Source organism: Nonomuraea sp. N2-4H (assembly GCF_045291505.1).
Taxonomy (GTDB): domain Bacteria; phylum Actinomycetota; class Actinomycetes; order Streptosporangiales; family Streptosporangiaceae; genus Nonomuraea; species Nonomuraea fastidiosa.
Genome location: NZ_CP147987.1, coordinates 1414060 through 1435676 on the forward strand (window position 1 = coordinate 1414060; position 21617 = coordinate 1435676).

At 71.3% G+C, this 21617-nt stretch carries 18 protein-coding genes; 14 read left to right on the forward strand and 4 right to left on the reverse strand.

Translation table 11 applies throughout. The annotated features are described in order from the left end of the window. Window positions 1-24: 24 nt before the first annotated feature. On the reverse strand, window positions 25-1305 hold the full coding sequence (locus WBK31_RS06460) for an aminotransferase class I/II-fold pyridoxal phosphate-dependent enzyme (protein WP_364066674.1): 1281 nt from the start codon (window positions 1303-1305) through the stop codon (window positions 25-27). A 164-nt stretch (window positions 1306-1469) separates the two neighbouring features. On the opposite strand from WBK31_RS06460, the gene ctaD reads away from it, so the two are divergent. From ctaD to WBK31_RS06475, 3 genes are all read left to right on the forward strand, one after another. Next, on the forward strand, window positions 1470-3179 hold the full coding sequence (gene ctaD, locus WBK31_RS06465; protein WP_364066672.1) for a cytochrome c oxidase subunit I: 1710 nt from the start codon (window positions 1470-1472) through the stop codon (window positions 3177-3179). A 223-nt stretch (window positions 3180-3402) separates the two neighbouring features. After that, window positions 3403-6099: an immune inhibitor A domain-containing protein gene (locus tag WBK31_RS06470; protein ID WP_364066670.1), complete on the forward strand. Its 2697-nt coding sequence runs from the start codon at window positions 3403-3405 to the stop codon at window positions 6097-6099. Window positions 6100-6146: 47 nt separating this feature from the next. Beyond that, entirely contained in the window at window positions 6147-7085 is a 939-nt protein-coding gene (locus tag WBK31_RS06475; RefSeq protein WP_364066668.1) for a diacylglycerol kinase family protein, read from the forward strand. Between the two features lie 92 nt (window positions 7086-7177). Here WBK31_RS06475 and WBK31_RS06480 read toward each other — a convergent pair whose 3' ends face one another. Together WBK31_RS06480 and WBK31_RS06485 are read right to left on the reverse strand one after the other, a co-directional pair. Further along, entirely contained in the window at window positions 7178-7978 is an 801-nt protein-coding gene (locus tag WBK31_RS06480) for an SWIM zinc finger family protein (protein WP_364066666.1), read from the reverse strand. A 16-nt stretch (window positions 7979-7994) separates the two neighbouring features. Beyond that, window positions 7995-10988 (reverse strand): SNF2-related protein, encoded by a 2994-nt coding sequence (locus WBK31_RS06485; RefSeq protein WP_406674477.1) that lies wholly within the window; start codon window positions 10986-10988, stop codon window positions 7995-7997. 810 nt (window positions 10989-11798) lie between these two features. On the opposite strand from WBK31_RS06485, the gene WBK31_RS06490 reads away from it, so the two are divergent. The 11 genes from WBK31_RS06490 (at window position 11799) to WBK31_RS06540 (ending at window position 20563) form a co-directional block, all read left to right on the forward strand. Beyond that, entirely contained in the window at window positions 11799-12614 is an 816-nt protein-coding gene (locus WBK31_RS06490; protein ID WP_406674478.1) for a methyltransferase domain-containing protein, read from the forward strand. A gap of 9 nt (window positions 12615-12623) precedes the next feature. Then, the gene (locus WBK31_RS06495; protein ID WP_364066660.1) at window positions 12624-12809 is read left to right on the forward strand and encodes a hypothetical protein; all 186 of its coding nucleotides are present in this window, start codon (window positions 12624-12626) and stop codon (window positions 12807-12809) included. A 61-nt stretch (window positions 12810-12870) separates the two neighbouring features. Then, a complete protein-coding gene (locus tag WBK31_RS06500; RefSeq protein ID WP_364066658.1) occupies window positions 12871-13251 on the forward strand; it encodes a phage holin family protein in 381 nt (126 codons plus the stop codon). Continuing rightward, entirely contained in the window at window positions 13248-14639 is a 1392-nt protein-coding gene (locus WBK31_RS06505; RefSeq protein WP_364066656.1) for a DUF3618 domain-containing protein, read from the forward strand. The genes WBK31_RS06500 and WBK31_RS06505 overlap by 4 nt, the downstream gene beginning before the upstream one ends. Window positions 14640-14703: 64 nt before the next feature. Then, entirely contained in the window at window positions 14704-15159 is a 456-nt protein-coding gene (locus WBK31_RS06510) for a protease inhibitor I42 family protein (RefSeq protein WP_406675457.1), read from the forward strand. Window positions 15160-15184: 25 nt separating this feature from the next. Continuing rightward, window positions 15185-15919, forward strand: coding sequence for a DUF1838 family protein (locus WBK31_RS06515; RefSeq protein ID WP_364066654.1), 735 nt, complete (start codon window positions 15185-15187; stop codon window positions 15917-15919). A gap of 21 nt (window positions 15920-15940) precedes the next feature. Further along, window positions 15941-16345, forward strand: coding sequence for an HIT family protein (locus WBK31_RS06520; RefSeq protein WP_364066653.1), 405 nt, complete (start codon window positions 15941-15943; stop codon window positions 16343-16345). 270 nt (window positions 16346-16615) lie between these two features. After that, on the forward strand, window positions 16616-17797 hold the full coding sequence (locus tag WBK31_RS06525) for a histidine kinase (protein ID WP_364066651.1): 1182 nt from the start codon (window positions 16616-16618) through the stop codon (window positions 17795-17797). Between the two features lie 33 nt (window positions 17798-17830). Continuing rightward, complete coding sequence (locus WBK31_RS06530; RefSeq protein ID WP_364066649.1) at window positions 17831-18580, forward strand: LytTR family DNA-binding domain-containing protein; 750 nt, start codon at window positions 17831-17833, stop codon at window positions 18578-18580. Then, entirely contained in the window at window positions 18577-19050 is a 474-nt protein-coding gene (locus WBK31_RS06535; RefSeq protein WP_364066647.1) for a hypothetical protein, read from the forward strand. Before WBK31_RS06530 ends, WBK31_RS06535 begins: the two co-directional genes overlap by 4 nt. Before the next feature lie 25 nt (window positions 19051-19075). Beyond that, window positions 19076-20563 (forward strand): cation acetate symporter, encoded by a 1488-nt coding sequence (locus WBK31_RS06540; protein WP_364066646.1) that lies wholly within the window; start codon window positions 19076-19078, stop codon window positions 20561-20563. Here WBK31_RS06540 and WBK31_RS06545 read toward each other — a convergent pair. Beyond that, window positions 20560-21576 (reverse strand): hypothetical protein, encoded by a 1017-nt coding sequence (locus tag WBK31_RS06545; protein ID WP_406674479.1) that lies wholly within the window; start codon window positions 21574-21576, stop codon window positions 20560-20562. The two genes, WBK31_RS06540 and WBK31_RS06545, sit on opposite strands and share 4 nt — an antisense overlap. Window positions 21577-21617: the final 41 nt, after the last annotated feature.

Genomic DNA, 21617 nt, shown 5'->3' on the forward strand with positions numbered 1-21617 from the left:
GGGAGGTGAGACGGGCCGGCCGTATCAGCCGCGCTCTTCGGCCACCAGGCGGACGCACACGGCCAGGCCCTCGATGGCCTGCTCCAGCTCGTCCAGCTCGGGGTAGGTGGGCGCGATCCTGATCGTGCGGTCCTCGGGGTCCTTGCCGTACGGGTGCGTCGCGCCCGCCGGGGTGAGCGCGATGCCGGCCGCCTTGGCCTTGGCCACCACCTCTGCCGCGTGCGGCACCTCCAGGCTGATGAAGTAGCCGCCCTTGGGGCTGGTCCAGGTGGCCAGGCCGCTCAGCCGCTCGGTGAGGATCTTGTCGACCAGCTCGAACTTCGGCCCGATCAGCGCGGCGTGCTTGCGCATGTGGGCCTCGACCCCGGCCGGGTCGCGCAGGAACTCGACGTGGCGGAGCTGGTTGATCTTGTCGGGGCCGATGGACTGCTTCGAGGTGTTGTGCAGGAACCACTCGACGTTGGCCGGCGAGGAGCCGAAGAACGACACGCCGGAGCCCGCGAGCGTCACCTTCGAGGTGGAGGCGTAGACGAACACGCGGTCGGGGTTGCCGTGCTCGGCGGCCAGCGTGAGGATGTCGGCCAGCTCGTCGGGGGTGTCGGTGAGGTGGTGGACGGCGTAGGCGTTGTCCCAGAAGATGCGGAAGTCGGGCGCGGCGGCCGGCATGGCGGCGAGCCTGCGCACGGTCTCGTCGCTGTAGGTGATGCCGGACGGGTTGCTGTACTTCGGCACGCACCACATGCCCTTGACGCTGGCGTCGGTGGCGACCAGCCGCTCGACGACGTCCATGTCGGGGCCCTCGGCGTTCATCGGCACCGCGACCATGGTGATGCCGAGCCGCTCGCAGATCGTGAAGTGCCGGTCGTAGCCGGGCACCGGGCACAGGAACGTGACCTTCGGCTCCTCGATCCACCGGCGGGCGGCGCCGGGGACCTTGCTGAGCAGCGCGTGCACGACCGTGTCGTGCATCAGCGCGAGGCTCGCGTTGCCGCCGACGACGAGCTGCCCGGCCGGGACCTGCAGCAGCGGCGAGAACAGCTCGCGCAGCTCGGCCAGGCCCTGGAGGTTGCCGTAGTTGCGCCCGTCGGTGCCGTCGGCCGCCCGGTAGGAGGTGGGCAGTTTCAGCAGATCGTTGGAGAGGTCGAGCTGGCGCGGCGACGGCTTGCCCCTAGTGAGGTCGAGCGAGAGTCCTCGCTGGACGAGGTCGGCGTAGTCACGCTGGGCGGTCACGAGCATCTCCTCCGATTCTGGTTGGCTTACGCAGGATAGAAGATGCCGCCCGCTGATCCGGCGGGCTTCCGTCATGTGGACAGCGCGCGGGCCCCGCCTGTCACGCACGTTCCGGCGGGCAGGGGCGCGGGCGCAAAGCTTTCGGCGAGCAAACCCAAAGAACGCCTTCACGAGCGGCGGTCGTTGGCGTGCAATGGGTAGATCGGGGCAGGCACAACTCCGCGTCGGAGGGAGCAGCCGTGACGACCGTTCGGGAGACCTCGATCGAGCAGGTACGGCGCCGTCGCACCGGGACGGTGATCGCCTCGTGGCTGTCGACGACCGACCACAAGGTCATCGGGTACCTGTACCTGATCACGTCGTTCGGGTTCTTCCTGGTCGGGGGCGTCATGGCCCTGATCATCAGGGCGGAGCTGGCCGCGCCCGGCATGCAGCTGGTCAACCAGCACCAGTACAACCAGCTCTTCACCATCCATGGCACGATCATGCTGCTGCTGTTCGCCACCCCGCTGTTCGCGGGGTTCGCGAACGTGGTCATGCCGCTGCAGATCGGCGCGCCCGACGTGGCCTTCCCCCGGCTGAACGCGGTGGCGTACTGGCTGTTCCTGTTCGGCGGGCTGATGGTGCTGGCCGGGTTCGTCACGCCCGGGGGCGCGGCGGACTTCGGGTGGTTCGCGTACACGCCGCTGGCGACCTCGACGTTCTCGCCGCAGGCCGGCGGTGATCTGTGGATCATGGGGCTGGCGCTGTCCGGCCTGGGCACGATCCTCGGCGCGGTCAACTTCATCACCACGATCATCGGCATGCGCGCGCCCGGCATGACGATGTTCCGCATGCCGCTGTTCACCTGGAACGTGCTGCTGACCAGCATGCTCGTGCTGATGGCGTTCCCCGTGCTGGCCGCCGCGCTGCTGGTGCTCGAAGCGGACCGCAAGCTCGGCACGCAGGTCTTCCTGGCCGACAACGGCGGGCCGCTGCTGTGGCAGCACCTGTTCTGGTTCTTCGGCCACCCCGAGGTGTACATCATCGCGCTGCCGTTCTTCGGCATCATCACCGAGGTCATCCCGGTCTTCAGCCGTAAGCCGATCTTCGGCTACCTGGGCCTGGTGGGCGCCACGATCGCGATCGCCGGGCTGTCGATGACGGTGTGGGCGCACCACATGTTCGGCACCGGGCAGGTGCTGCTGCCGTTCTTCTCGTTCATGACGTTCCTCATCGCGGTGCCGACCGGGGTGAAGTTCTTCAACTGGATCGGCACGATGTGGCGGGGCCATCTGACGTTCGAGTCGCCGATGCTCTTCGCCGTGGGCTTCCTGGTGACGTTCCTGCTCGGCGGGCTCACCGGTGTCATCCTGGCCTCGCCGCCGCTCGACTTCCACATCACCGACACGTACTTCGTCGTCGCCCACTTCCACTACGTCGTCTTCGGCACCGTGGTGTTCGCCATGTTCTCCGGGTTCTACTTCTGGTGGCCGAAGATGACCGGCAGGATGCTCGACGACCGGCTCGGCAAGCTGCACTTCTGGACGCTGTTCATCGGCTTCCACACCACGTTCCTCGTCCAGCACCTGATCGGGCAGCTCGGCTTCCCGCGCCGCTACGCCGACTACAGCGCGGCCGACGGCTTCACGCTGCTCAACCAGATCTCGTCCGTCGGCGCGTTCCTGCTCGGCGCCTCGACGCTGCCGTTCCTCTACAACGTCTGGAAGACGGCCAGGCGCGCGCCCAGAGTCACCGTCGACGACCCGTGGGGCTACGGCAACTCCCTGGAATGGGCCACGAGCTGCCCGCCGCCGCGTCACAACTTCACCCGCATGCCGCCCATCCGCTCCGAGCGGCCCGCCTTCGACCTGCACTACCCGCACGAGGTGACGACCGGGTCGGCCTCCGGCGAGGTCGCAGGCGACGAGACCCCGCAGGTGCCGCCGCGCACCGACGCGCCCGGCTGAGACGCGCCATGCGTGCACGGTGCCCTGATGGGTGCTGTGCGTCTGATGGTGTGATTGTCGTGTTTTGATCACGTTTCAACAACGCACTTTACGATCCGTTGACGCAGGCTCTAGCGTCCGGCATTGCATACCCCATGGCCATGCGCCCGGCGAACCCGGGCAGAGAGGGTTCCTGGTGCCCAGCACAAAGCGCCTGTTAGCAACAGTCCCGGCGGTCGCCCTCTTGAGCGCCGCCCTTGCCGTGCCCCCGGCTCAGGCGACCTCCGTCGCCACATACGAGCCCACGGCCGCGGACTACTACATCAACTACGCACCCCCGCAGGTCCAGAAGGACGTCAAGGAGCCGTCACTCGGCAACCAGAAGGCCCGCTCGCTGACCCCGGCCGAGAAATTCGACCGGAAATTCAGCAGCGGCAACCCGGCCGCCGGCCGCGTGCTCGCCGCCCGCGAGCGCGAAGCCATCAGAACCGGCCGCAACCCGGCTGAATGGATCTTCAAGAAGTCGAAGCAGGCCCGCACGGCCAAGCTCCTGACCATCCTCGTCGAGTTCGACGACCAGGCCAACGACGACTTCTCCGGCTTCAACCGCCTGCGCACGGTGGACAGCGCCCCCGACGACTGCGTGGTCGAGCCGCCCGGCACCCTGCTGAACGGCCCGCTGCACAACAACATCCCCGACCCGGCGAAGCTGCCGTACAAGGACAACAACACGTTCTGGGTCAAGGACTTCAGCCCCGAGCACTACAACAAGATGCTCTACACCGACAAGGGCATCACCGAGCGCGTGCGCAAGGACCTGAAGGACCCCCGCGACGGCAAGCCCGGCATCGACATCTCCGGCCACACGCTGAAGAAGATGTACGAGGAGATGTCCAAGGGCGCCTACTCCGTCACCGGCTCCGCCGTCGGCTGGATCAAGGTCCCGCACTCCGAGGCCTGGTACGGCGCCGCGGCCTGCGGCGGCGCGCCGCAGGACATGTCCGGCCACCCGGACAACCCGCTCGGCGCGCAGCAGCTGCCCATCGACGCGGTCAACGCCCTGGCCGCCGCGCAGCCCGACTTCCCGTGGGAGGACTACGACGTCGAGGACGTCTCCGACGCCGACGGCGACGGGAACTTCGCCGAGCCCGACGGTGTGATCGACCACCTGGTGCTGGTGCACGCCGGCAAGGACAAGAGCTCCGACGGCGGCGCCGAGGGCACGTACGCGATCTGGGCGCACTCCAGCGCGGTCGCCGGCGGCCACCAGATCCCGGGCAGCGACAAGAAGATCGCCAACTACATCGTGCAGCCCGAGGACGCCGGCGTCGGCGTCTTCGCCCACGAGTACGGCCACGACCTCGGCCTGCCCGACCTGTACGACACCACCGGCGCGGCCAGCTCCGCCGTGGACTTCTGGGACCTGATGTCCAGCGGCTCCCACGCCGGCCCCATCTACCAGTCGATGCCCAGCCACATGAGCCTGTGGGGCAAGTGGGTGCTCGGCTGGGCCAACCCGAAGGTGTTCGACCCGGGCGACAAGGCCAGGCTCGTCACCGTCGGCCAGTCGTCGCGCACGCCCAAGCTCACCGAGGACGGCGTCCGGGTCAACCTGACCTCCGCCCCGCTGAAGATGGTCGAGCCGCACAGCGGATCGAACGCCTGGTGGAGCGGCCCCGAGCAGGACTGGGCCAACCTCACGCTGAACCGCGACCTTGAGGTCCCCGCCGGCTCCGACGTCAAGCTGTGGATGTGGAACAACTACGAGATCGAGTCCGACTGGGACTTCGGCTTCGTGGAGGTCTCCACCGACGGCGGCCAGACCTGGACCCAGCTCAAGATGTTCGACGAGGCGGGCAACGAGGTCACCACGCCTGACGACTACCCCGACCCGCACGGCAACCTCGTCACGTTCGGCAACAAGAAGCACGGCGTCACCGGCGGCACCGGCGGGGTCTGGCGGCACGACTACGTGGACCTGACGCCGTACGCCGGTCAGACGGTCAAGTTCCGGCTGACGTTCAACAGCGACGCCGCCTACCAGGAGCGCGGCTGGCACGCCGACGACTTCGAGCTCGTCAGCGACGGCACCACCGTCTGGAGCGACGACGTCGAGAGCGACACCGGCTGGAAGCCCATCGGCGGCACCTGGACCAACACCAGCGGCGGCGGCTGGGTCCGCAACAACGGCGAGCGCGAGATCTCCCGCTTCTACCTCGCCGAGTGGCGGAACTTCGACGGCTTCGACAAGGGCCTCGCCTACACCTACGACACCGACTACCTCCGCGAAGGGGCATGGAAGGTGCAGAAGGTGAAGTACAACGCCCCCGGCCTGGTCGTCTGGTACCGCGACTCGACGTACCCGAACAACAACCTCGTCAGCAGCCTGCAGCAGCCGCCGAGCATCGGCCCCAAGGGCAGCCTGCTGATCGTGGACTCCCACTACGAGCCGCTGCGGCGCACCGGCAAGGCGGCCGAGCTGGACCCGTCGCTCAACAAGAACCTGCAGGGCCGCGTCCAGACCTCCAACGCCGCGTTCGGGTTCGTCAAGACGTACCCGTTCAAGGAGTGCGTGGAGGCTCCGGACGAGCCGGGCAGCGCGTACTGCACGGACTTCAAGGCGCAGAAGCCGGTGAAGAACTTCACCGACGCCAAGACCTGGTACCCGGGCATCGAGGTGATCGACGGCGGCCTGTACTACCGGGACGCCGACGCCTCGGTGGTCGTGCCGTCGAAGAACGACCAGCCCTACAGCACGCGCGTCGTGCACCAGGACGGCACCCCGGCCACCGAGCTGTACGGCCAGGTGGTCGCCGGCTCGACGCTCGGCACCGGCAACCCCGGTGACGAGGGCAAGGCGCTCGGCGTGCAGTTCAACCTGGTGAGCCCGCTGCCGGGCAACCTCGGCGCGATCGTCCGCGTGGTCCCGCCGAAGAAGTGATCCATGGGGGCCGCCGGGCGTCCGGCGGCCCCCTACCATTGATGACCATGGCCGAATTGCGCAGCAAAGACGAGCACACCGCGGCTATCCGCAGGGATCGCCGGGTGGCGGTGGTGGTGAACACCCGCTCGCGCCGTGGCCGACGCCACTACTTCGAGGTGATCGAGCAGATCCACAACCTCGGGTTCGAGCCGCTGGCGGAGCTGTCGGTCTACAACCCCAAGCGGCTGCGCGAACTCCTCGACACCGCCCTCGCCACCGAGCCCGACCTGCTGATCGTCGGCGGCGGCGACGGCACCCTGTCATCCGCCGTGCGCCACGTCGCCCACCGCGACGTGGCGCTCGGCGTGCTGCCGCTCGGCACCACCAACAACTTCGCGCGCAGCCTCGGCCTGCCGCTCGACCTCGCCGGCGCGATCAAGGTGTTCGAGACCGGCAAGGTCGCCGACATCGACCTCGGCCTGGCCGACGACCGGCCGTTCGCCAACCTCGCCAGCTTCGGGGTGTCGGTCGAGGTGGCCGGCAAGGTCAAGCCGTGGCTCAAGCGCATACTCGGCCGGCCCGCCTACCCGCTCACCGCGCTGACCATCCTGCCGGGGCACCGGCCGTTCCGCGCGTACATCACGGTCGAGGGGCAGCGTCACGAGCTGCTGACCCACCAGCTCAACATCGCCAACGGCCGCTTCCACGGCGGCTGGCAGGTGGCCAAGGACATCAGCATCGACAACGGCATGCTGGTGGCGTACCAGCTCGGCTCGGGCAAGAAGCTGCGGCTGCTGGGCGAGACCCTGATCAGGGCGACCACCGGCCGCTGGCGCAGCCTGGCGGGCGGTCCTTTCGTCATCGGCAGGGAGATGCTGCTGGAGACCGATCCGCCGATGGCGGCCGACGTCGACGGCGAGGTGCGGCTGCGCACCCCGATCAGGCTGCGCGTGGTCCCGAACGGAGTGCGCGTGATGGTGCCGGCGGAATTCGAGGACCGCTGAGTCAGCGGCTCACGCCCAGGAGAAACCCATAGCCTTCGCCCTTTCCACGTGACTGACCGATGTACCCACGGTAAACGAGAGATCGCGTTCCGTCACGAGGGCTCTGCGTTCCCCAGCCTCCGGTACGCCTCCATGAGCGGGCCCGCCACCTCGGCGGGCGGCGGGAAGAGCCGCGCCAGCAGGTCGGGCGTGACCGTCACCGGGCGGCGTTCCGGCCGGTGCGCCGTGGCACCCGGGGCGTAGAAGTCGGCGAGCCGCTCGGCGAACGGCACGTCCGCCACCTCGGGCACCCCGCCCGCCGCCGGCTCGGCCGCCAGCGAGCCCAGCAGCCGCTCGCGCGTCCGCCCCCGCCAGGCCAGCACCAGGAACGGATCGTCGTCGAACGACTCGGCCAGCAGGTAGAGCACCGCCGACAGGTGCTTGCACGGGAACCCCCAGTCGGGGCACGAGCACTCCATGTCGAGATCGCGCGGGAACAGGTCGATGCCCATCGAGGCGAACAGCTCCTCGATCTCCGGCGGCATCTCACCGGCCAGCAGCCGCGCCCGGTGCACGGCCTGGGCGGCGATGCCCTCCTCGATGGCGCTCCAGCGCTCCTCGTCGTACGCCTCGATCCTGATCACGACCTCGTACGGCCGGGGCCGCGAGCCCTGCACCGACGCCCGCACCTCGCCCGCCGCCAGGTCGATCGCGAGCACCTGGCCCTTGCGGGCGTAGGACCGGCCGCGCGAGAGCCTGCCCTTGTCGCAGATGCGCTCCAGGATGTCGATGAAGCGGCGCGACCACCAGGTGGAGCCGATGCTGCCGCGCCGGGAGCGGGCCTTGATGCCGCCCTCGACCGCGATCGGGCCTGCGCTGTCGTACCAGTCGCGCCGGTGACGGCGTCCGTCCATGGGGCCCGCCATGGCCTCAGCCCACCCCCTCGGCGCTGAGCCGGAACACCTCGCGCAGCTCCTCCGTGGACAGGTCGGTCAGCCAGTCCTCGCCGGTGCCGACCACCCGCTCGGCCAGCGCCTTCTTGCGCTCGATCATCTCGTCCACGCGCTCCTCCAGGGTGCCCGCGCAGATGAGCTTGCGCACCTGGACGTTCTTGCGCTGGCCGATGCGGAACGCGCGGTCGGTCGCCTGATCCTCGACCGCCGGGTTCCACCAGCGGTCCACGTGGATGACGTGGCTCGCGGCCGTCAGGTTGAGCCCGACGCCGGCGGCCTTGAGCGACAGCACGAACAGCGCGGGCTCCGGGTCGTTCTGGAACCTGTCCACCATGCGGTCGCGGGTCTTCTTCGGCAGGCCGCCGTGCAGGAACAGCACCGGGCGGCCGAGGCGCTGGGCGAGGTAGGGCTGGAGGAGGGTGCCGAACTCGGCGTACTGGGTGAACAGCAGCGCCTTTTCCCCCTCTTCCAGAATTTCTTCTGACAACTGTTCCAACCGGGTGAGTTTTCCGGATCTGCCGGACAGGTGGGAGCCGTCCTTGAGCAGATGCGCCGGATGGTTGCAGACCTGCTTCAGCTTCGCCATCGCCGACAGCACCAGGCCGCGCCGCTCGATGCCCTCACTGTCGTCGATCTTGCCCAGCATGTCGTCCACGACCGCCTGGTAGAGCGTGGCCTGCTCGGTGGTGAGCGCGCACCACTCCTTGACCTCCAGCTTCTCCGGCAGGTCCGTGATGATCGACTTGTCGGTCTTGAGCCGGCGCAGGATGAACGGCCCCGTCGCCCTCCTGAGCGCCCGCGCCGCCTGCTCGTCCTGGCGGGCCTCGATCGGCTCCTGGAACCGCGTCCTGAACCGGGCGCGCGGCCCCAGCAGGCCCGGGTTCGCGAACTCCATGATCGACCAGAGCTCCGCCAGGTGGTTCTCCACCGGCGTGCCCGTCAGCGCGATCCTGGACGCCGCCGGGATCGAACGGACGGCCCTGGCCTGCAGCGTGCCGCTGTTCTTGATCGCCTGGGCCTCGTCGCACACCACCCGCCGCCACCGATGCTCCTTCAGCGTCGCCAGGTCGCGGTAGGCGGTGCCGTACGTGGTGATCACCAGGTCGGCCCGGCCGATCCCGGCGGCGTCGCGGGCGCTGCCGTGGTGCACGTACACGCGCAGGGCCGGCGCGAACCTGGCCGCCTCCCGCTGCCAGTTGCCGATCAGCGACATCGGGCAGACGAGCAGCGTCGGCTCCACGTCCGGTCCTGCGGCGGCGGCGCGTTCGTGGACCAGCAGCGCCAGCGTGGTGATCGTCTTGCCCAGCCCCATGTCGTCGGCCAGCACCCCGCCGAGCCCCAGCTCCGACAGGAAGTTCAGCCAGGCGAGCCCGCGCTCCTGGTACGGCCGCAGCGTCGCGTCCAGGCCCGCCGGCGTGGCCAGCGGTGCCAGCCGCCGCTCCGCCTGCCCCGACAGCAGATCGCCGAGCACCCCGTCGGCGTCCACCTCGAGCAGCGGCAGCTCCTCGTCGTCGCCCTGCACGATCCTGCGCAGCAGGTCGGCGGCGCTCGCCTCGCCCGTACGGCTGCCCTCCAGCGCCCGCAGCGCAGCCTTGAGCTGCCGGTCGTCCAGCTCCACCCACTGGCCGCGCACCCGCACCAGCGGCACCTTCAGCCTGGCCAGCTCGGCCAGCTCCTCCTCGCTGATCGTCTGACCGCCGACCGCCAGGTCCACCCGGAAGTCCACCAGGTCCGCCATCCCGAACCCTTGGCTGGTCGCCGCCGACTGCTTCTTCGTCCTGGTCGTCATCTTCAGGCCCAGCCGCGTACGGCCCGCCCAGCGCGGCAGCTGCACCCCGAACCCGGCAGCCTGCAACAGCGGCGCCGCCTGCCGCAGGAAGGCGAACGCACCCGCCGTGTCCAGCGTCAGCTCGCTCGGCTCCGGCACCCGCAGCGCCCGCTCCAGCTCCGGATAGAGCCGCACCGCCCGCCCGAGCCCGGCCAGCAGGTCGCGTTCGGGGTGCCCGGGCAGCCCCGTCACGCCGCCCCAGACGGTGGCGGCCGGGACGTAGAGGCTGGGGTCGTCGGCCGCCTGCAAGGCCAGCTCCACCCGCCACTGGTCGTGTGGCTCGGCGCTGGGCTCGGCTGTGGGCTCGGCTGTGGGCTCGAGGAGGCGGAAACACACGCGGGTGGCGCCCTCGGCCGCCGTGACCGCCGCGTACCAGCGCTCCAGCTCGGCCCGCAGCTCAGGAACGTCAGGACAGGCCGGGTCGGGCCCGGTCAGCGCGGCCAGCCAGCGATCGGACGGGGTGTCTCGCCCGCTGCTGCGGAGGGGAGCGGTGAGCGCACGGCGGACGATCGCGTCGGTGAACGCCTCCAGCGCCTCGGCCTGCACCTGCGCCGACGGCCGCTCGGCATCGGAGGTGCGGCACGCGGGCGGCATGGCCAGAGCCAGCTCACGAAAGTACGCGGCGTCGGCCCCGGTGAGCACCGGCCGCCACACGGCATGTCCCCGGCCGGCCTGCTGCGAGGCCGGGATGTCAGGGGGAGCGGTGCGGACCAGCTGCGGGATGACGCGTCCCCTGCGTACGAGGTCGCGGGCGAAGCCGGCGACGGCGGCCCAGTGGCGCAGGGTGGCGGTCTCCGTCCGCACCTCCAGCACCCGAAGGGCGTCGGCGGGAGCGGGGACGACGACGGGCACGAGCCAGGGCCGCAACCTGGGCCGTGAGACCTCCACCAGCCGCCCGGTCTCCGGCGACGGCAGCGGCTCCTTGGCCGATCCCGGCAACAACAGGGTCAGCTCGCGCACGTCGCTCGGCGCGCCGTCCTGCCCGGCCGCGTCGCGGAGAGACGCGGCGAGCGCGGAGGCCGGGACAGCGTGCGGATGGGGACGAGGAGCGGCGGTGGTACGCGAAGGCGAGGCACCGGCCGTGTCGGCGCTCTCCGCCCAGAACGCGAGCCCGTCACCCGCCCAGACCCCGTGTACCAGCACCTCGGCAGGCTACCTCCCCACATGCCAAGCCCAAGCCACAATCACGCCCACCCACCCCGACTCGCCCCTGCTCACCGCCGAGCCGCCACCGCCCGCGTGCCGGCCTTCGCTCGCCGCTGAGCTGCCGCCGTGCGTGTGCCGGCCTTCGCTCACCGTTGAGCTGCTACTGCCCGTGTGCTGGCCTTCGCCTACCGCCGAGCTGCCGCCGCCCCACCACCGGGCCGCCACCATTCCACCGCCGCCGCGTGTCGGCATCGGCCCGCTGTGGGGCGGCGCCGTCTCATGAGCGCTCGCGCCGGAGCCGGCCGGTCCGTTCACATCGGAGCTGGGTGTCGTCCGCGCCGAGGGCATCTGACGGCTGTTTGCGTCGGTACCGGTGTCGGCGCGTCACTGTCGGCCACCACTGCCTACCGCCGCCTGTGTGTCGGCATCGGCCGGTCGCCGGGCCGGCGCCGCCCAGCCGAGCAGGCCGAAGTGACGTGCGGCCGCCCAGCCGAGTTGGCCGGCGCGACGCCGTCCCCTGGCGCGACGTCCTCTGGCGGGACGCCATCCCCGGGCACGCCGTCCCCGGGCACGACGTCCTCTGGCGTGACGTCGTCCCTGGCGTGACGTCGTCGCCCGGCGCGACGCCGCCTACCGTCGCCGGGCCGCCGCCACCTCACCCCCTGTGAGGACATCGGTCGGCCGTCACCCCGTCTCCGGGCCGGTCGGCTGACGCCGGCCGCGTGGCGGCGGATCGGTGTCGGCAAGCCGGGATGGGCGGAAAAGGGGCAGTTCGTCTGGAGTGGGGGCATAGGAGGGGGTGTGGTGATGAAGACGAGGAGTGCGGGGATGGGGTTCGCCGGGGCGGAGGGCGCGTGGCGTGAGCGGCTGGGCTCGTTGCGGGACGTCGTACGCCAGGAGCTCGTCACCCGTCAGCTGGCTGTGCACCTGCCCGGACGACCCTGCCGGGTGCTCGACGTTGGCGCGGGCCAGGGGACGCAGGCGCTGAGGCTGGCCGCACGGGGCCATCTCGTGACGGCGCTCGACGCGTCGGGCGAGCTGCTCGGCGTCCTGGAGGCGGGGATCCAGCCGGGCATGCACGTCAGGACCGTGCACGACCGGGCGGAGCGGCTGGACGCGCTGTTCGAGCCGGGGAGCTTCGATGTGGTGCTCTGCCACGGCGTGCTGATGTACCTGGACGACCCGGACCCGCTGCTCGCCTCCCTGGCCCGCCTGCCCGCGCCGGGCGGGCTGCTGTCGCTGCTCGTACGCAACGGCGACGCGCTGGCCATGCGGCCGGGCCTGCTGGGCGACTGGCCGGAGGCGCTGCGCGCGTTCGAGGAGACCGGCTACGTCAACCGGCTCGGCGTCGCGGCCAGGGCCGACCGGCGGGAGGAGCTGACCCGGCGGCTCGCCGATGTGGGGCTGGAGGTACGGCAGTGGTACGGCGTACGCGTGTTCACCGACACCGCACCCGACACGGCCCCCGTGCCCGACGACCTCGACGGCCTGCTGGCGGCCGAGGAGCGGGCGGGCAGGACCGACCCGTACCGGAGCGTCGCCCCGCTGACCCACTTCATCGCCGCGAGCAGCCGGCACCGAGGCGGTGGATTTTCCGGGAACGCGGCGAACGCAGGGGAGTAGGCTGAAGATATGAACACTCCCGGATCGTGGTGTGAGCGGCCCAAGCCGCAGGCTCCCTCGTGCGAGCTGCCCTCCCCGTGGAGCAGGCCGAAGCAGCCCGACAACTGGTGCAAGGCCGACAAGGCCGACGGGCCGGGCAAGGATCCGGTGGTGTCCGTTCTGGGCTTCCTGCTCAAGGCCGCCACCAAGCGATAGATCCGCGATAGAAGACCACCTGTCTGGGTAGTCGCCTTCCTCAGCGGAGGAGGCGAACGTCGTGAACGACACCCACAAGCTGGTCACCGACCTCTCCGAGCAGGTCTCCAGGCTCGTGAGGGATGAGCTCCGCCTCGCCAAGATGGAGCTGACCGCCAAAGGCAAGCGAGCGGGTCTCGGCGCCGGGATGTTCGGCGCGGCGGGGATCACCGCGTTCTTCGGCGGTGGCGCCCTTGTGGCCGCCGTCATCATGCTGCTCGCTCTCGTACTGCCCGGCTGGGCCGCCGCCGCCATCGTGGCGGTGGCGCTGTTCATCGTCGCGGCGGTGCTCGGGCTCGCGGGCAAGAAGGAGGTCAAGCGGGCTCAGCCGCCCGTCCCCAGGCAGACCATCGCCAGCGTCAAGGCCGACATCGACATGGTCAAGGAGAGTGCACGGCGATGAGCGAGACCGACCCCGGATTCAGCGATCACCATGCCGGTTACGTCGGCGCCCGCAGAGCGACCGTGGGCGAGCCGACCGACCGCGAGTCCATGAACGTCCCCCAGACCCGGCCCGGGGCCGCCGAGAACGCGCACGAGGCCGAGCTGGCACGCGAGGGCCACGAGACGTTCATTCCTGAGTCCCCCGTGCGGGACGAGCGCGAGGACGCCGCCGAGCACTCGCGCACCGAGGAGAAGTCGCTGCGGGGATCCCGCGGCGGGAGGGAGCGGCGTACGTCCAGCCGGATGAGCACCCAGGGTGAGGCGGTCCCGGTACGCGGGGACGGCCACGGAAGGACAACTGAACGCGAGGCGTCCGGGCGGCGTTCGCCTCCGATGACGGAGGACGACCTGCGCCGTGAGATCGAGGAGACCCGGCGGGAGCTGGGCGCGACGGTCGGGGCGCTGATGGCCAAGGCCAACGTCAAAAACTGGGCCGGGCACGCGGCCGGCAGAGCCAGGGCCCGCGCCAGGAACCGGGCAGGGCATGCGAGAGAGGTGGCCAGGGAGCGTGCCGAGCATGCCGCCGAGGTCGCGAGGGAGCGTGCCGAGCATGCCGCCGAGGTCGCGAGGGAACGCGCCGAGCATGCCGCCGAGGTCGCTAGGGAACGCGCCGCGGGCGCTGCTGGAGTCGTCAAGGGAAGGGCGTCGCACATGGCCGACGTGGCGATCAAGGCCCGTGAAGGGGTGCCCGAGCACGTCAAGGACGCGGCGGCCGGTGCCAGGAGGCGGCCCGCGCTGCTGGTGGTGATGGTGGCGGCGGGCGCGGCCAGCGTGTTCGCGCTGCGCCAGATGATGCGGCAGCGGTCGATGCCCGCGCGCCGGACGACTCTGGGCCGGACGGTGTTCCACCTGTCCATGACCGGTCGGATGCCGCCGCGCAGGACCCCGTTCGGCCAGGCCGTACTCGGCCGGGCCCTGCCGAGCCGGACGCCGCCGCGCGGGACCCTCGCGAGCCGGACTTTCACGCGTCGGTCCCTCATGGGCCGGACGCTCCCGAGCCGGTCCCTCATGGGCCGGACACTCCTGCGCCGGACGGAGCCGCGCCGGTCGATGGAGCGCGGGATCGAGCCCTACCGGAGCGCGCTGCGCCAGGCGATGGCGACCCGGTCGATGCCGGGCCGGTCGCTGTCGGAGCGTACGGCGCTGAGCGAGTCGGTGGCGCGCCGGGTGATGCCGGCCCGGACGGCGCTGAGCGAGTCCGTGGCGCGCCGGGTGAAGCCGAGCCGGACGGCGCGCGGCCGGTCGATGTCGTTCCTGACGAGGACGAGGCGGCCCATGGCCCGGCGTCGCCTGGTCGAGGTCGGGCGGCACCGGGACCGGATCCGGATCGTCATCAGGCTTCCATAAAGGCGGCAGAAGCCGCAGGGCCTGCGGCGGGACGCAGGGTCCCGGCGGGTAGCCTTCCAGGGTGATGCGTGGAACGGTGGCCGCCGCCCTGCTCGTCCCGCTGCTCGCCGTGTCCGGGTGCGGCGCCGGGGAGTGGGTGACCGACTACGGGAAGGTCGCCAAGGGCGGCAAGGGCACGAGCGTCCAGGTGGAGGTGACGCCGGGGCAGCGGTTCTCGCTGGCCGTGCCGGAGAACCGCTCGGTGGGCGACGACTGGGACCTGGTGGAGCTGCCCGACACGAAGGTGGCCTCGTTCATCAGCGAGGAGCACGAGAGCGAGGGCGACGAGCCCGGATCGAGCGGCACCGCGTACTTCGTCTTCAACGGCAAGCACCCCGGCACGACCGAGATCAGGCTGCGCGACTGCTGGCGCTGCGGGCAGGACAGGACGACCGCCACCGAGGAGAGCAGGCAGCAGTCAGGCGAGGCGGTCTTCACGGTGACCGTGCGCGAGCGGCCGTCCACCGGCATTCCCCGCTAGCCGAGCCGCCCGTAGGCTGCGCGGCATGGACTTCATCCGGGTCCGCGCGTCCTCCGACGGCGCGGAGACGATCTCGTACTGGACCGGCGACGTCTACGGCTGGCAGGACGACGACGGCCCGCACCACCTGTTCGGCTTCGAGGGCGTGAACGTCGCCAGAGCCGTCGAGACCGGCGACGGGTGGCGGCTGCTCGCCCGTGAGGCGGCGCTCTACCTCGACCCCCGCGACCGGCGGGTCCTCGACACCTGGCACAACCCGCTCACCGGGCGCGACGTCGAGGTCCAGCACGTCTTCAACGACCCGGTCAACCAGCGCCTCGGCGGCCACCCGGTGCCGGAGACGCGGCTCGGCGGGCAGGTCGTCTACAACGTGGACGTCCGGCTCGCCTACCCATCGCCGCTCAAGGTGGCCGAATATCCGGAGAACTCGGCGAGTGACACCTACCGGGCGCTGGAGCTGTTCCAGTTCTTCGTCGCGGCGGCCGACCTGGACTCGGGCGTGCCGGACGTGCCGTGCGTGTTCTCGTGGTGCCGGGTCTCGCCGTGGCTGCCGTGGATGGCGATGGGGCAGCGCGGTGGCGGGCTCGTCTACCACTGCCGGGGCGCGAAGGTGCCGGAGGTCCCCGTACGGCTGCGCGAGCGGATCGGCGAGCACTTCCTGCACGCGCCGGAGCGCTGGTCGGAGCCCAACATGACGAGCTGGACGGCCTTCGCACGCCGCGCGAGAGGCGGCCAGGGCGCAGGCACGGGTGAGCGGTAGGCGGAGCGGTAGGGTCGGCGCGTGAGCACTGACCTGTTCTGCGAGATCATCGCCGGTGAGCGAAGCGCCCACATGGTGAGCTCCGACGACGTGGCGCTGGCCTTCCTCGACATCCGGCCGGTCTTCAAGGGACACGTGCTGGTGGTGCCGCGCGTCCACGTCGAGACGCTCACCGACCTCGATGACGTCGGGCCGTTCTTCGAGCGGGTCAAGGCCGTGGCGCGGGCTGTCGAGGAGGGCCTGGAGGCCGGTGGCACGTTCGTGGCGATGAACAACCGGATCAGCCAGAGCGTCCCCCACCTGCACGTGCACGTGGTGCCGCGCCACAGGAAGGACGGGCTGCGCGGCTTCTTCTGGCCGCGCACCACGTACGAGTCCGCCGACGAGGCCGCCTCCTACGCCGCCCGCATCGCCAAAGCCCTCTGAGCCCCCTCCGGAAACACCCCTGCGCTGAAAGCGCCGAGGGACCGCGTCCGCGAGCGCTCAGGGGACTGCGCTGAAAGCGCCGTGAGACCGCGCCCGCAGTGCTGAGGGGACTGCGCTGGAAGCGCCGAGGGATCCGCGCCCGTAGCGCTGAGGGGACCGCGCCGAAAGCGCCGGGGGTGCGTCGAAGACGCGAGCGGGGCGTGCGGAAAGCGCGGCCGGGGGCTCGCGCGCACTCGGCTGCGCGGCCGCTGTGAGCTAGGCTCAGGCCGCGTGGAGTACCTCGTCGGCTCGGCCGTCGTCGCGGTGCTCGTCGGCGTGCCCGGCGTCGTGCTGTGGCGGGTCATGCGCGGGCGCAGGGAGCTGGGCACCAGCCCGGCCGAGCGGGCGACGTTCGAGACCCTGCACACCGCCTCCATGGCGGGGCCGCCGCTGCGGGCCGGGCTGACCGCCGACGGCGCCGAGCGCGCCTCCCGCCACCTGCGCAAGCTGCTCGGCTCGGCCGCCCTGGCCATCACCGACGGCGAACGCCTGCTCGTCTACGACGGCGAGGGCGACGACCACCACGCCGGCCAGGCGTTCGAGCACGCGGCGGCCACGCTCAAAGACGGCCGCACCCAGGTGCTCACCATCGACTGCGACCTGCTCGAATGCCCCATCAGGCACGCCGTGGTGGTGCCGCTGACCACCGACGACCGGGTGGTGGGCACGCTCGCCGCCTACGGGCAGAACGCCTCGGCCGGGCTGGTCAGAGCCGCCCAGGAGGTGGCCGGCTGGGTGGACTCGCAGCTTGAGCTGGCCGAGCTGGACCGCTCGCGCACGCTGCTCATGGAGGCCGAGGTGCGGGCGCTGCGCGCGCAGATCTCGCCCCACTTCATCTACAACTCGCTCACCACGATCGCCTCGTTCGTGCGCACCGACCCCGAGCGGGCCAGGGAGCTGCTGCTGGAGTTCGCCGACTTCACCCGCTATTCCTTCCGGCGGCACGGCGAGTTCACCACGCTGGCCGAGGAGCTGCGCTCGATCGACCGCTACCTGATCCTGGAGCGGGCCAGGTTCGGCGACCAGCTTCAGGTGACGCTGCGCATCGCGCCGGAGGTGCTGCCGGTCGCGGTGCCGTTCCTGTGCCTGCAGCCGCTGGTCGAGAACGCCGTACGCCACGGTCTTGAGAGCAAGAACGGCGTCGGCCGCATCACGATCATCGCCGAGGACGCGGGAGCGGAGTGCCGCATCAGCGTCGAGGACGACGGGCTCGGCATGGACCCCGAGCGGCTGCGCCGCATCCTCGCGGGTGAGATCGCCCCGGCGGGCGGCGTCGGGCTGGCCAACGTGGACGAGCGGCTGCGCCAGGTCTACGGCGACGAGTACGGGCTCGTGGTCGAGACCGCCAAGGGCGCCGGCACCAAAGTCAACATCCGATTGCCGAAATATCACCCAGGTGTCTCCGCCCGTTGACCTCGATCTTCGATGTCGGTTTCATCACTGTCTATGGCACAACTCCGGGTACTCGCGGTCGACGACGAGCTGCCCGCTCTGGAAGACCTGTCGTATCTGCTGCGCGCAGACCCCAGGATCGGGGAGGTGGTCACCGCGAGGGACGGCGCGGCCGCGCTGCGCCTGCTCGACCGTGCCATCGCCGAAGGAAGACCGATCGACGCCGTGTTCCTCGACATCAGGATGCGCGGCCTCGACGGCGTGGTGCTCGGACGGCTGCTGTCGCAGTTCGCCAACCCGCCCAGGGTGGTGTTCGTGACCGCGTACGAGGAGCACGCGGTGGACGCGTTCGAGATCAAAGCGGAGGATTATCTGCTCAAACCGGTGCGGCCCGAGCGGCTGGCCGAGGCGATCAGGCGGGTGGCGGTCTCGGCCGACGTGCCCGCAGAGGGCGGCGAGAGCGACACGATCCCGGTCGAGCTGGGCGGGGTGACCCGGTTCGTCTCCAGCGCCGACGTCATCTACGTGGAGGCGCACGGCGACTACGCCCGCCTGCACACCGCCTTGGGCAGCCACCTGGTGCGCATCCCGCTCGCCACGCTGGAGGAGCGCTGGTCGTCGGCCGGGTTCGTCCGCGTGCACCGCAGCCACCTGGTCGCCGTCAAGCACATCAAGGAGCTGCACATCGACTCGGGCAAGTGCACCGTACGCGTCGGGGACACCGAGCTGCCGGTCAGCCGCAGGCACACCCGGGAGCTGCGCGACCTGCTCGTGCGGCGGGCCAGGAAAGGCAGGCACGAATGAGCCCCGAGCCGCGTCAGGGCCGGCGCTCGCCGCTGCCCCGCACCGACGGGACGCGCCGCTCCGCCGACGGCTCCCGGCGCGCGCCGGACGGCCGCAGGGGCGCCGACGTGCCGCGCCGCGTCGCCGTCACCAGCCCCCGTACGGCCGCCGCCCGCCGCCCGCGCTACCCCGCCACCCGCGAGATCGACGAGCAGACCCGGCTCGGCGAGGTCTACATGCACTCGCTGCTGCGCACCCAGTTCCGGCTGGCCATGTTCGTCTGCACGGTGCTCGCCTGCGTCGTCGGCGGGCTGCCGCTGCTGTTCCTGCTCATCCCCGAGCTGCGCGAGGTGCACCTGCTGGGGGTGCCGCTCCCGTGGGCGGTGCTCGCCGGGCTGATCTACCCGGCCTTCGTCACCGGTGCCTGGCTCTACGTCCGCCAGGCGGAGCGCAACGAACGCCACTTCGCCGAACTGGTCGAACGCCGGTGAAGGCGCGGGCGGGCGGGCGGATCGCATGAGCCTGACAGCGGTGCTGGTCGTCATGGTGGCGGCCGTGCTCATCGGAGCCTTCGGGATCAGGTTCTCCCGTACGACGTCCGACTTCTACGTCGCGTCCCGCACGGTCAGCCCCCTGTGGAACGCCTCCGCCATCGGCGGCGAGTACCTGTCGGCGGCCTCCTTCCTGGGCGTCGCCGGGCTGATCCTGTCCTTCGGCGTGGACATGCTGTGGCTGCCGGTCGGCTGGACCGGCGGCTACCTTGTGCTGCTCGTGCTGGTGTCCGCGCCGCTGCGGCGGTCGGGGGCGTACACGCTGCCCGACTTCGCCGAGGCGCGCCTTGAGTCGATGACCGTGCGCCGCACCGCGAGCGTGCTCGTCGTGCTCATCGGCTGGCTCTACCTCATGCCGCAGTTCCAGAGCGCCGGGCTGGTGCTGCGCACGATCACCGGCGCGCCCGTCTGGGTGGGCGGCCTGCTCGTCGCCGTGGTCGTCGCGGTCAACGTGCTGTCGGGCGGCATGCGGTCGATCACGTTCGTGCAGGCGTTCCAGTACTGGCTCAAGCTGACCGCGCTGGCCGTGCCGCTGGTGTTCCTGCTGATCGCCTGGCACGGCGACGGCGCTCCCGGGCTCAGCCCCGCCGACCAGGCCACCTGGCAGGTGCCGCTCGTCGGCGGCAAGGAGTACGGGCTGTACTCGACGTACTCGCTGATCCTCGCGACCTTCCTGGGCACCATGGGGCTGCCGCACGTGCTCGTGCGCTTCTACACCAACCCCGACGGCCGGGCCGCCCGCCGCACGACGCTGGTCGTGCTCTCCCTGCTCGGCGCGTTCTACCTGCTGCCCGCCGTGTACGGCTGGCTCGGCCGCCTGTACGCGCCCGACCTCGTGCGCACCGACACGGTCGTGCTCACCCTGCCCAGCCGGATGATCGGCGGCACGCTCGGCGACCTGCTGACCGCGCTGGTCACCGCGGGGGCGTTCGCCGCCTTCCTGTCCACCTCGTCGGGGCTGACCGTGTCCGTGGCGGGCGTCATCGCCCAGGACCTGCTCAAGGGCGGCGTGCGCTCGTTCAGGGAGGCCACGCTGATGGCGGTCGCGGTGCCGCTGGCCCTGGCGCTGTGGGCGCGGGCGCTGCCGGTGGCGGACGTGGTGGGGCTGGCCTTCGCGGTGGCCGCCTCGTCGTTCTGCCCGCTGCTCGTGCTCGGCATCTGGTGGCGGAGGCTGTCCACGATCGGTGCGCTCGCCGGGTTGCTCGTGGGCGGCGGGCTGGCCTGCGGCGCGGTCCTCATCACCATCGTCGGCGGGCCGCAGAGCGGTCTGGCGGGCGCGCTGCTCGCCCAGCCGGCGGCCTGGACGGTGCCCATCGCGTTCACCGTGATGATCGCGGTGTCGTTCCTCACGCCGCACCGCGTGCCCGCCGGGGTGGCGCGGACGATGGTACGGCTGCACACGCCGGAGAACCTCGACCTCGACCGCGGCGACTGGCGGCCCCGCTCGTCCTAGCCCCGCCGCTTCTCTCCGTCCTGCGGGTCGGTGAGCGCGGCGGCCACGCGGAAGTCGATGCTGACGTCGCGGTACGTGACGCCGGGCTCGACCTCGTCGGGCAGGTTCGTCCGGTCGCTACCCAAAAAGCACTCGCCATCCGGCTCGACCATCGCGCGGACCACCACCTTGGGTTTGCGGTGGTGGCGCAGCTCCTTCGCCTTCGCCTTCGCGCTGATCTCCACGTCGGGGTTCGTCGGGTGTTGCGGCTTCGGCATCCTGCCTCTCCTCCTCGTTGCCAGGGATCGCGGGTGGTGCGACCTCGCGTACGACGCCCGTCGCGTCGCGTACGGTGTCGCCGGCGCTCGCGCCCACCTCGCGTACGGCGCCTCCGGCGCCGGTTCCCACGTCGCCGACCGCGCCGCCGGCCCGGTGCCGACCTCGCGCACGGCCCCTCCGGCTCCCGTGCCCACGTCACGGACGGCGCCGCCCGCGCCCGCCCCGACGTCTCGTACGGCGCCTCCGGCACCGGCGCCCACGTCCCGTACGGCGCCGCCCGCGCCCGCACCGAGATCGCGCACGGCACCGGCCGCGCCCGCGCCCACGTCGCGGACCGCGCCGCCCGCGCCCGCACCGACGTCGCGGACCGCGTGGCCTGCGCCGGTGCCGAGGTCCTCGACCGCGCGCCCGACGCCCCTGGTGAGGTGTTCGAGGAGCTGCGGGTTGGTGTCGATGGTCTGCAGCACCCGATCGATGATGCGGGCCACGTTGTCCAGCCGGACCTTCAGCAGCGCCTGCGCCTCCACCCCCTTGATCGTGAGGTTGACGCTGCCGAGGAAGACGTCCGCGCCGACGTTCAGCTTGAGCAGGTCGAGCACCTCGGCCTGGAGCGACACCCTGGCCCGCAGGTCCTGCACGTCGAGCGTGATCTCGTCCACCTTGACCTCGGGCACGTCGAGGTAGACGTCCGGGTCGGTGTTCACCCTGGCCGCCTCGGCGCCGTCGGACGCCGGTCCGCTCCCTTGAGCCGTCATCCCGTGTGAGCTACCCGCTCAGCCGGGCGGCGTTCGCGGTC

What these genes read in the sequence shown, in the direction of transcription:
- WBK31_RS06460 (WP_364066674.1), bottom strand. Translation starts at nt 1,305, where the DNA reads ATGACGGAAGCCCGCCGGATCAGCGGGCGGCATCTTCTATCCTGCGTA.
- WBK31_RS06530 (WP_364066649.1), top strand. Translation starts at nt 17,831, where the DNA reads ATGGCACAACTCCGGGTACTCGCGGTCGACGACGAGCTGCCCGCTCTG.
- WBK31_RS06535 (WP_364066647.1), top strand. Translation starts at nt 18,577, where the DNA reads ATGAGCCCCGAGCCGCGTCAGGGCCGGCGCTCGCCGCTGCCCCGCACC.
- WBK31_RS06540 (WP_364066646.1), top strand. Translation starts at nt 19,076, where the DNA reads ATGAGCCTGACAGCGGTGCTGGTCGTCATGGTGGCGGCCGTGCTCATC.
- WBK31_RS06475 (WP_364066668.1), top strand. Translation starts at nt 6,147, where the DNA reads ATGGCCGAATTGCGCAGCAAAGACGAGCACACCGCGGCTATCCGCAGG.
- WBK31_RS06505 (WP_364066656.1), top strand. Translation starts at nt 13,248, where the DNA reads ATGAGCGAGACCGACCCCGGATTCAGCGATCACCATGCCGGTTACGTC.
- WBK31_RS06545 (WP_406674479.1), bottom strand. Translation starts at nt 21,576, where the DNA reads ATGACGGCTCAAGGGAGCGGACCGGCGTCCGACGGCGCCGAGGCGGCC.
- WBK31_RS06495 (WP_364066660.1), top strand. Translation starts at nt 12,624, where the DNA reads ATGAACACTCCCGGATCGTGGTGTGAGCGGCCCAAGCCGCAGGCTCCC.
- WBK31_RS06480 (WP_364066666.1), bottom strand. Translation starts at nt 7,978, where the DNA reads ATGGACGGACGCCGTCACCGGCGCGACTGGTACGACAGCGCAGGCCCG.
- WBK31_RS06510 (WP_406675457.1), top strand. Translation starts at nt 14,704, where the DNA reads ATGCGTGGAACGGTGGCCGCCGCCCTGCTCGTCCCGCTGCTCGCCGTG.
- WBK31_RS06490 (WP_406674478.1), top strand. Translation starts at nt 11,799, where the DNA reads ATGAAGACGAGGAGTGCGGGGATGGGGTTCGCCGGGGCGGAGGGCGCG.
- WBK31_RS06515 (WP_364066654.1), top strand. Translation starts at nt 15,185, where the DNA reads ATGGACTTCATCCGGGTCCGCGCGTCCTCCGACGGCGCGGAGACGATC.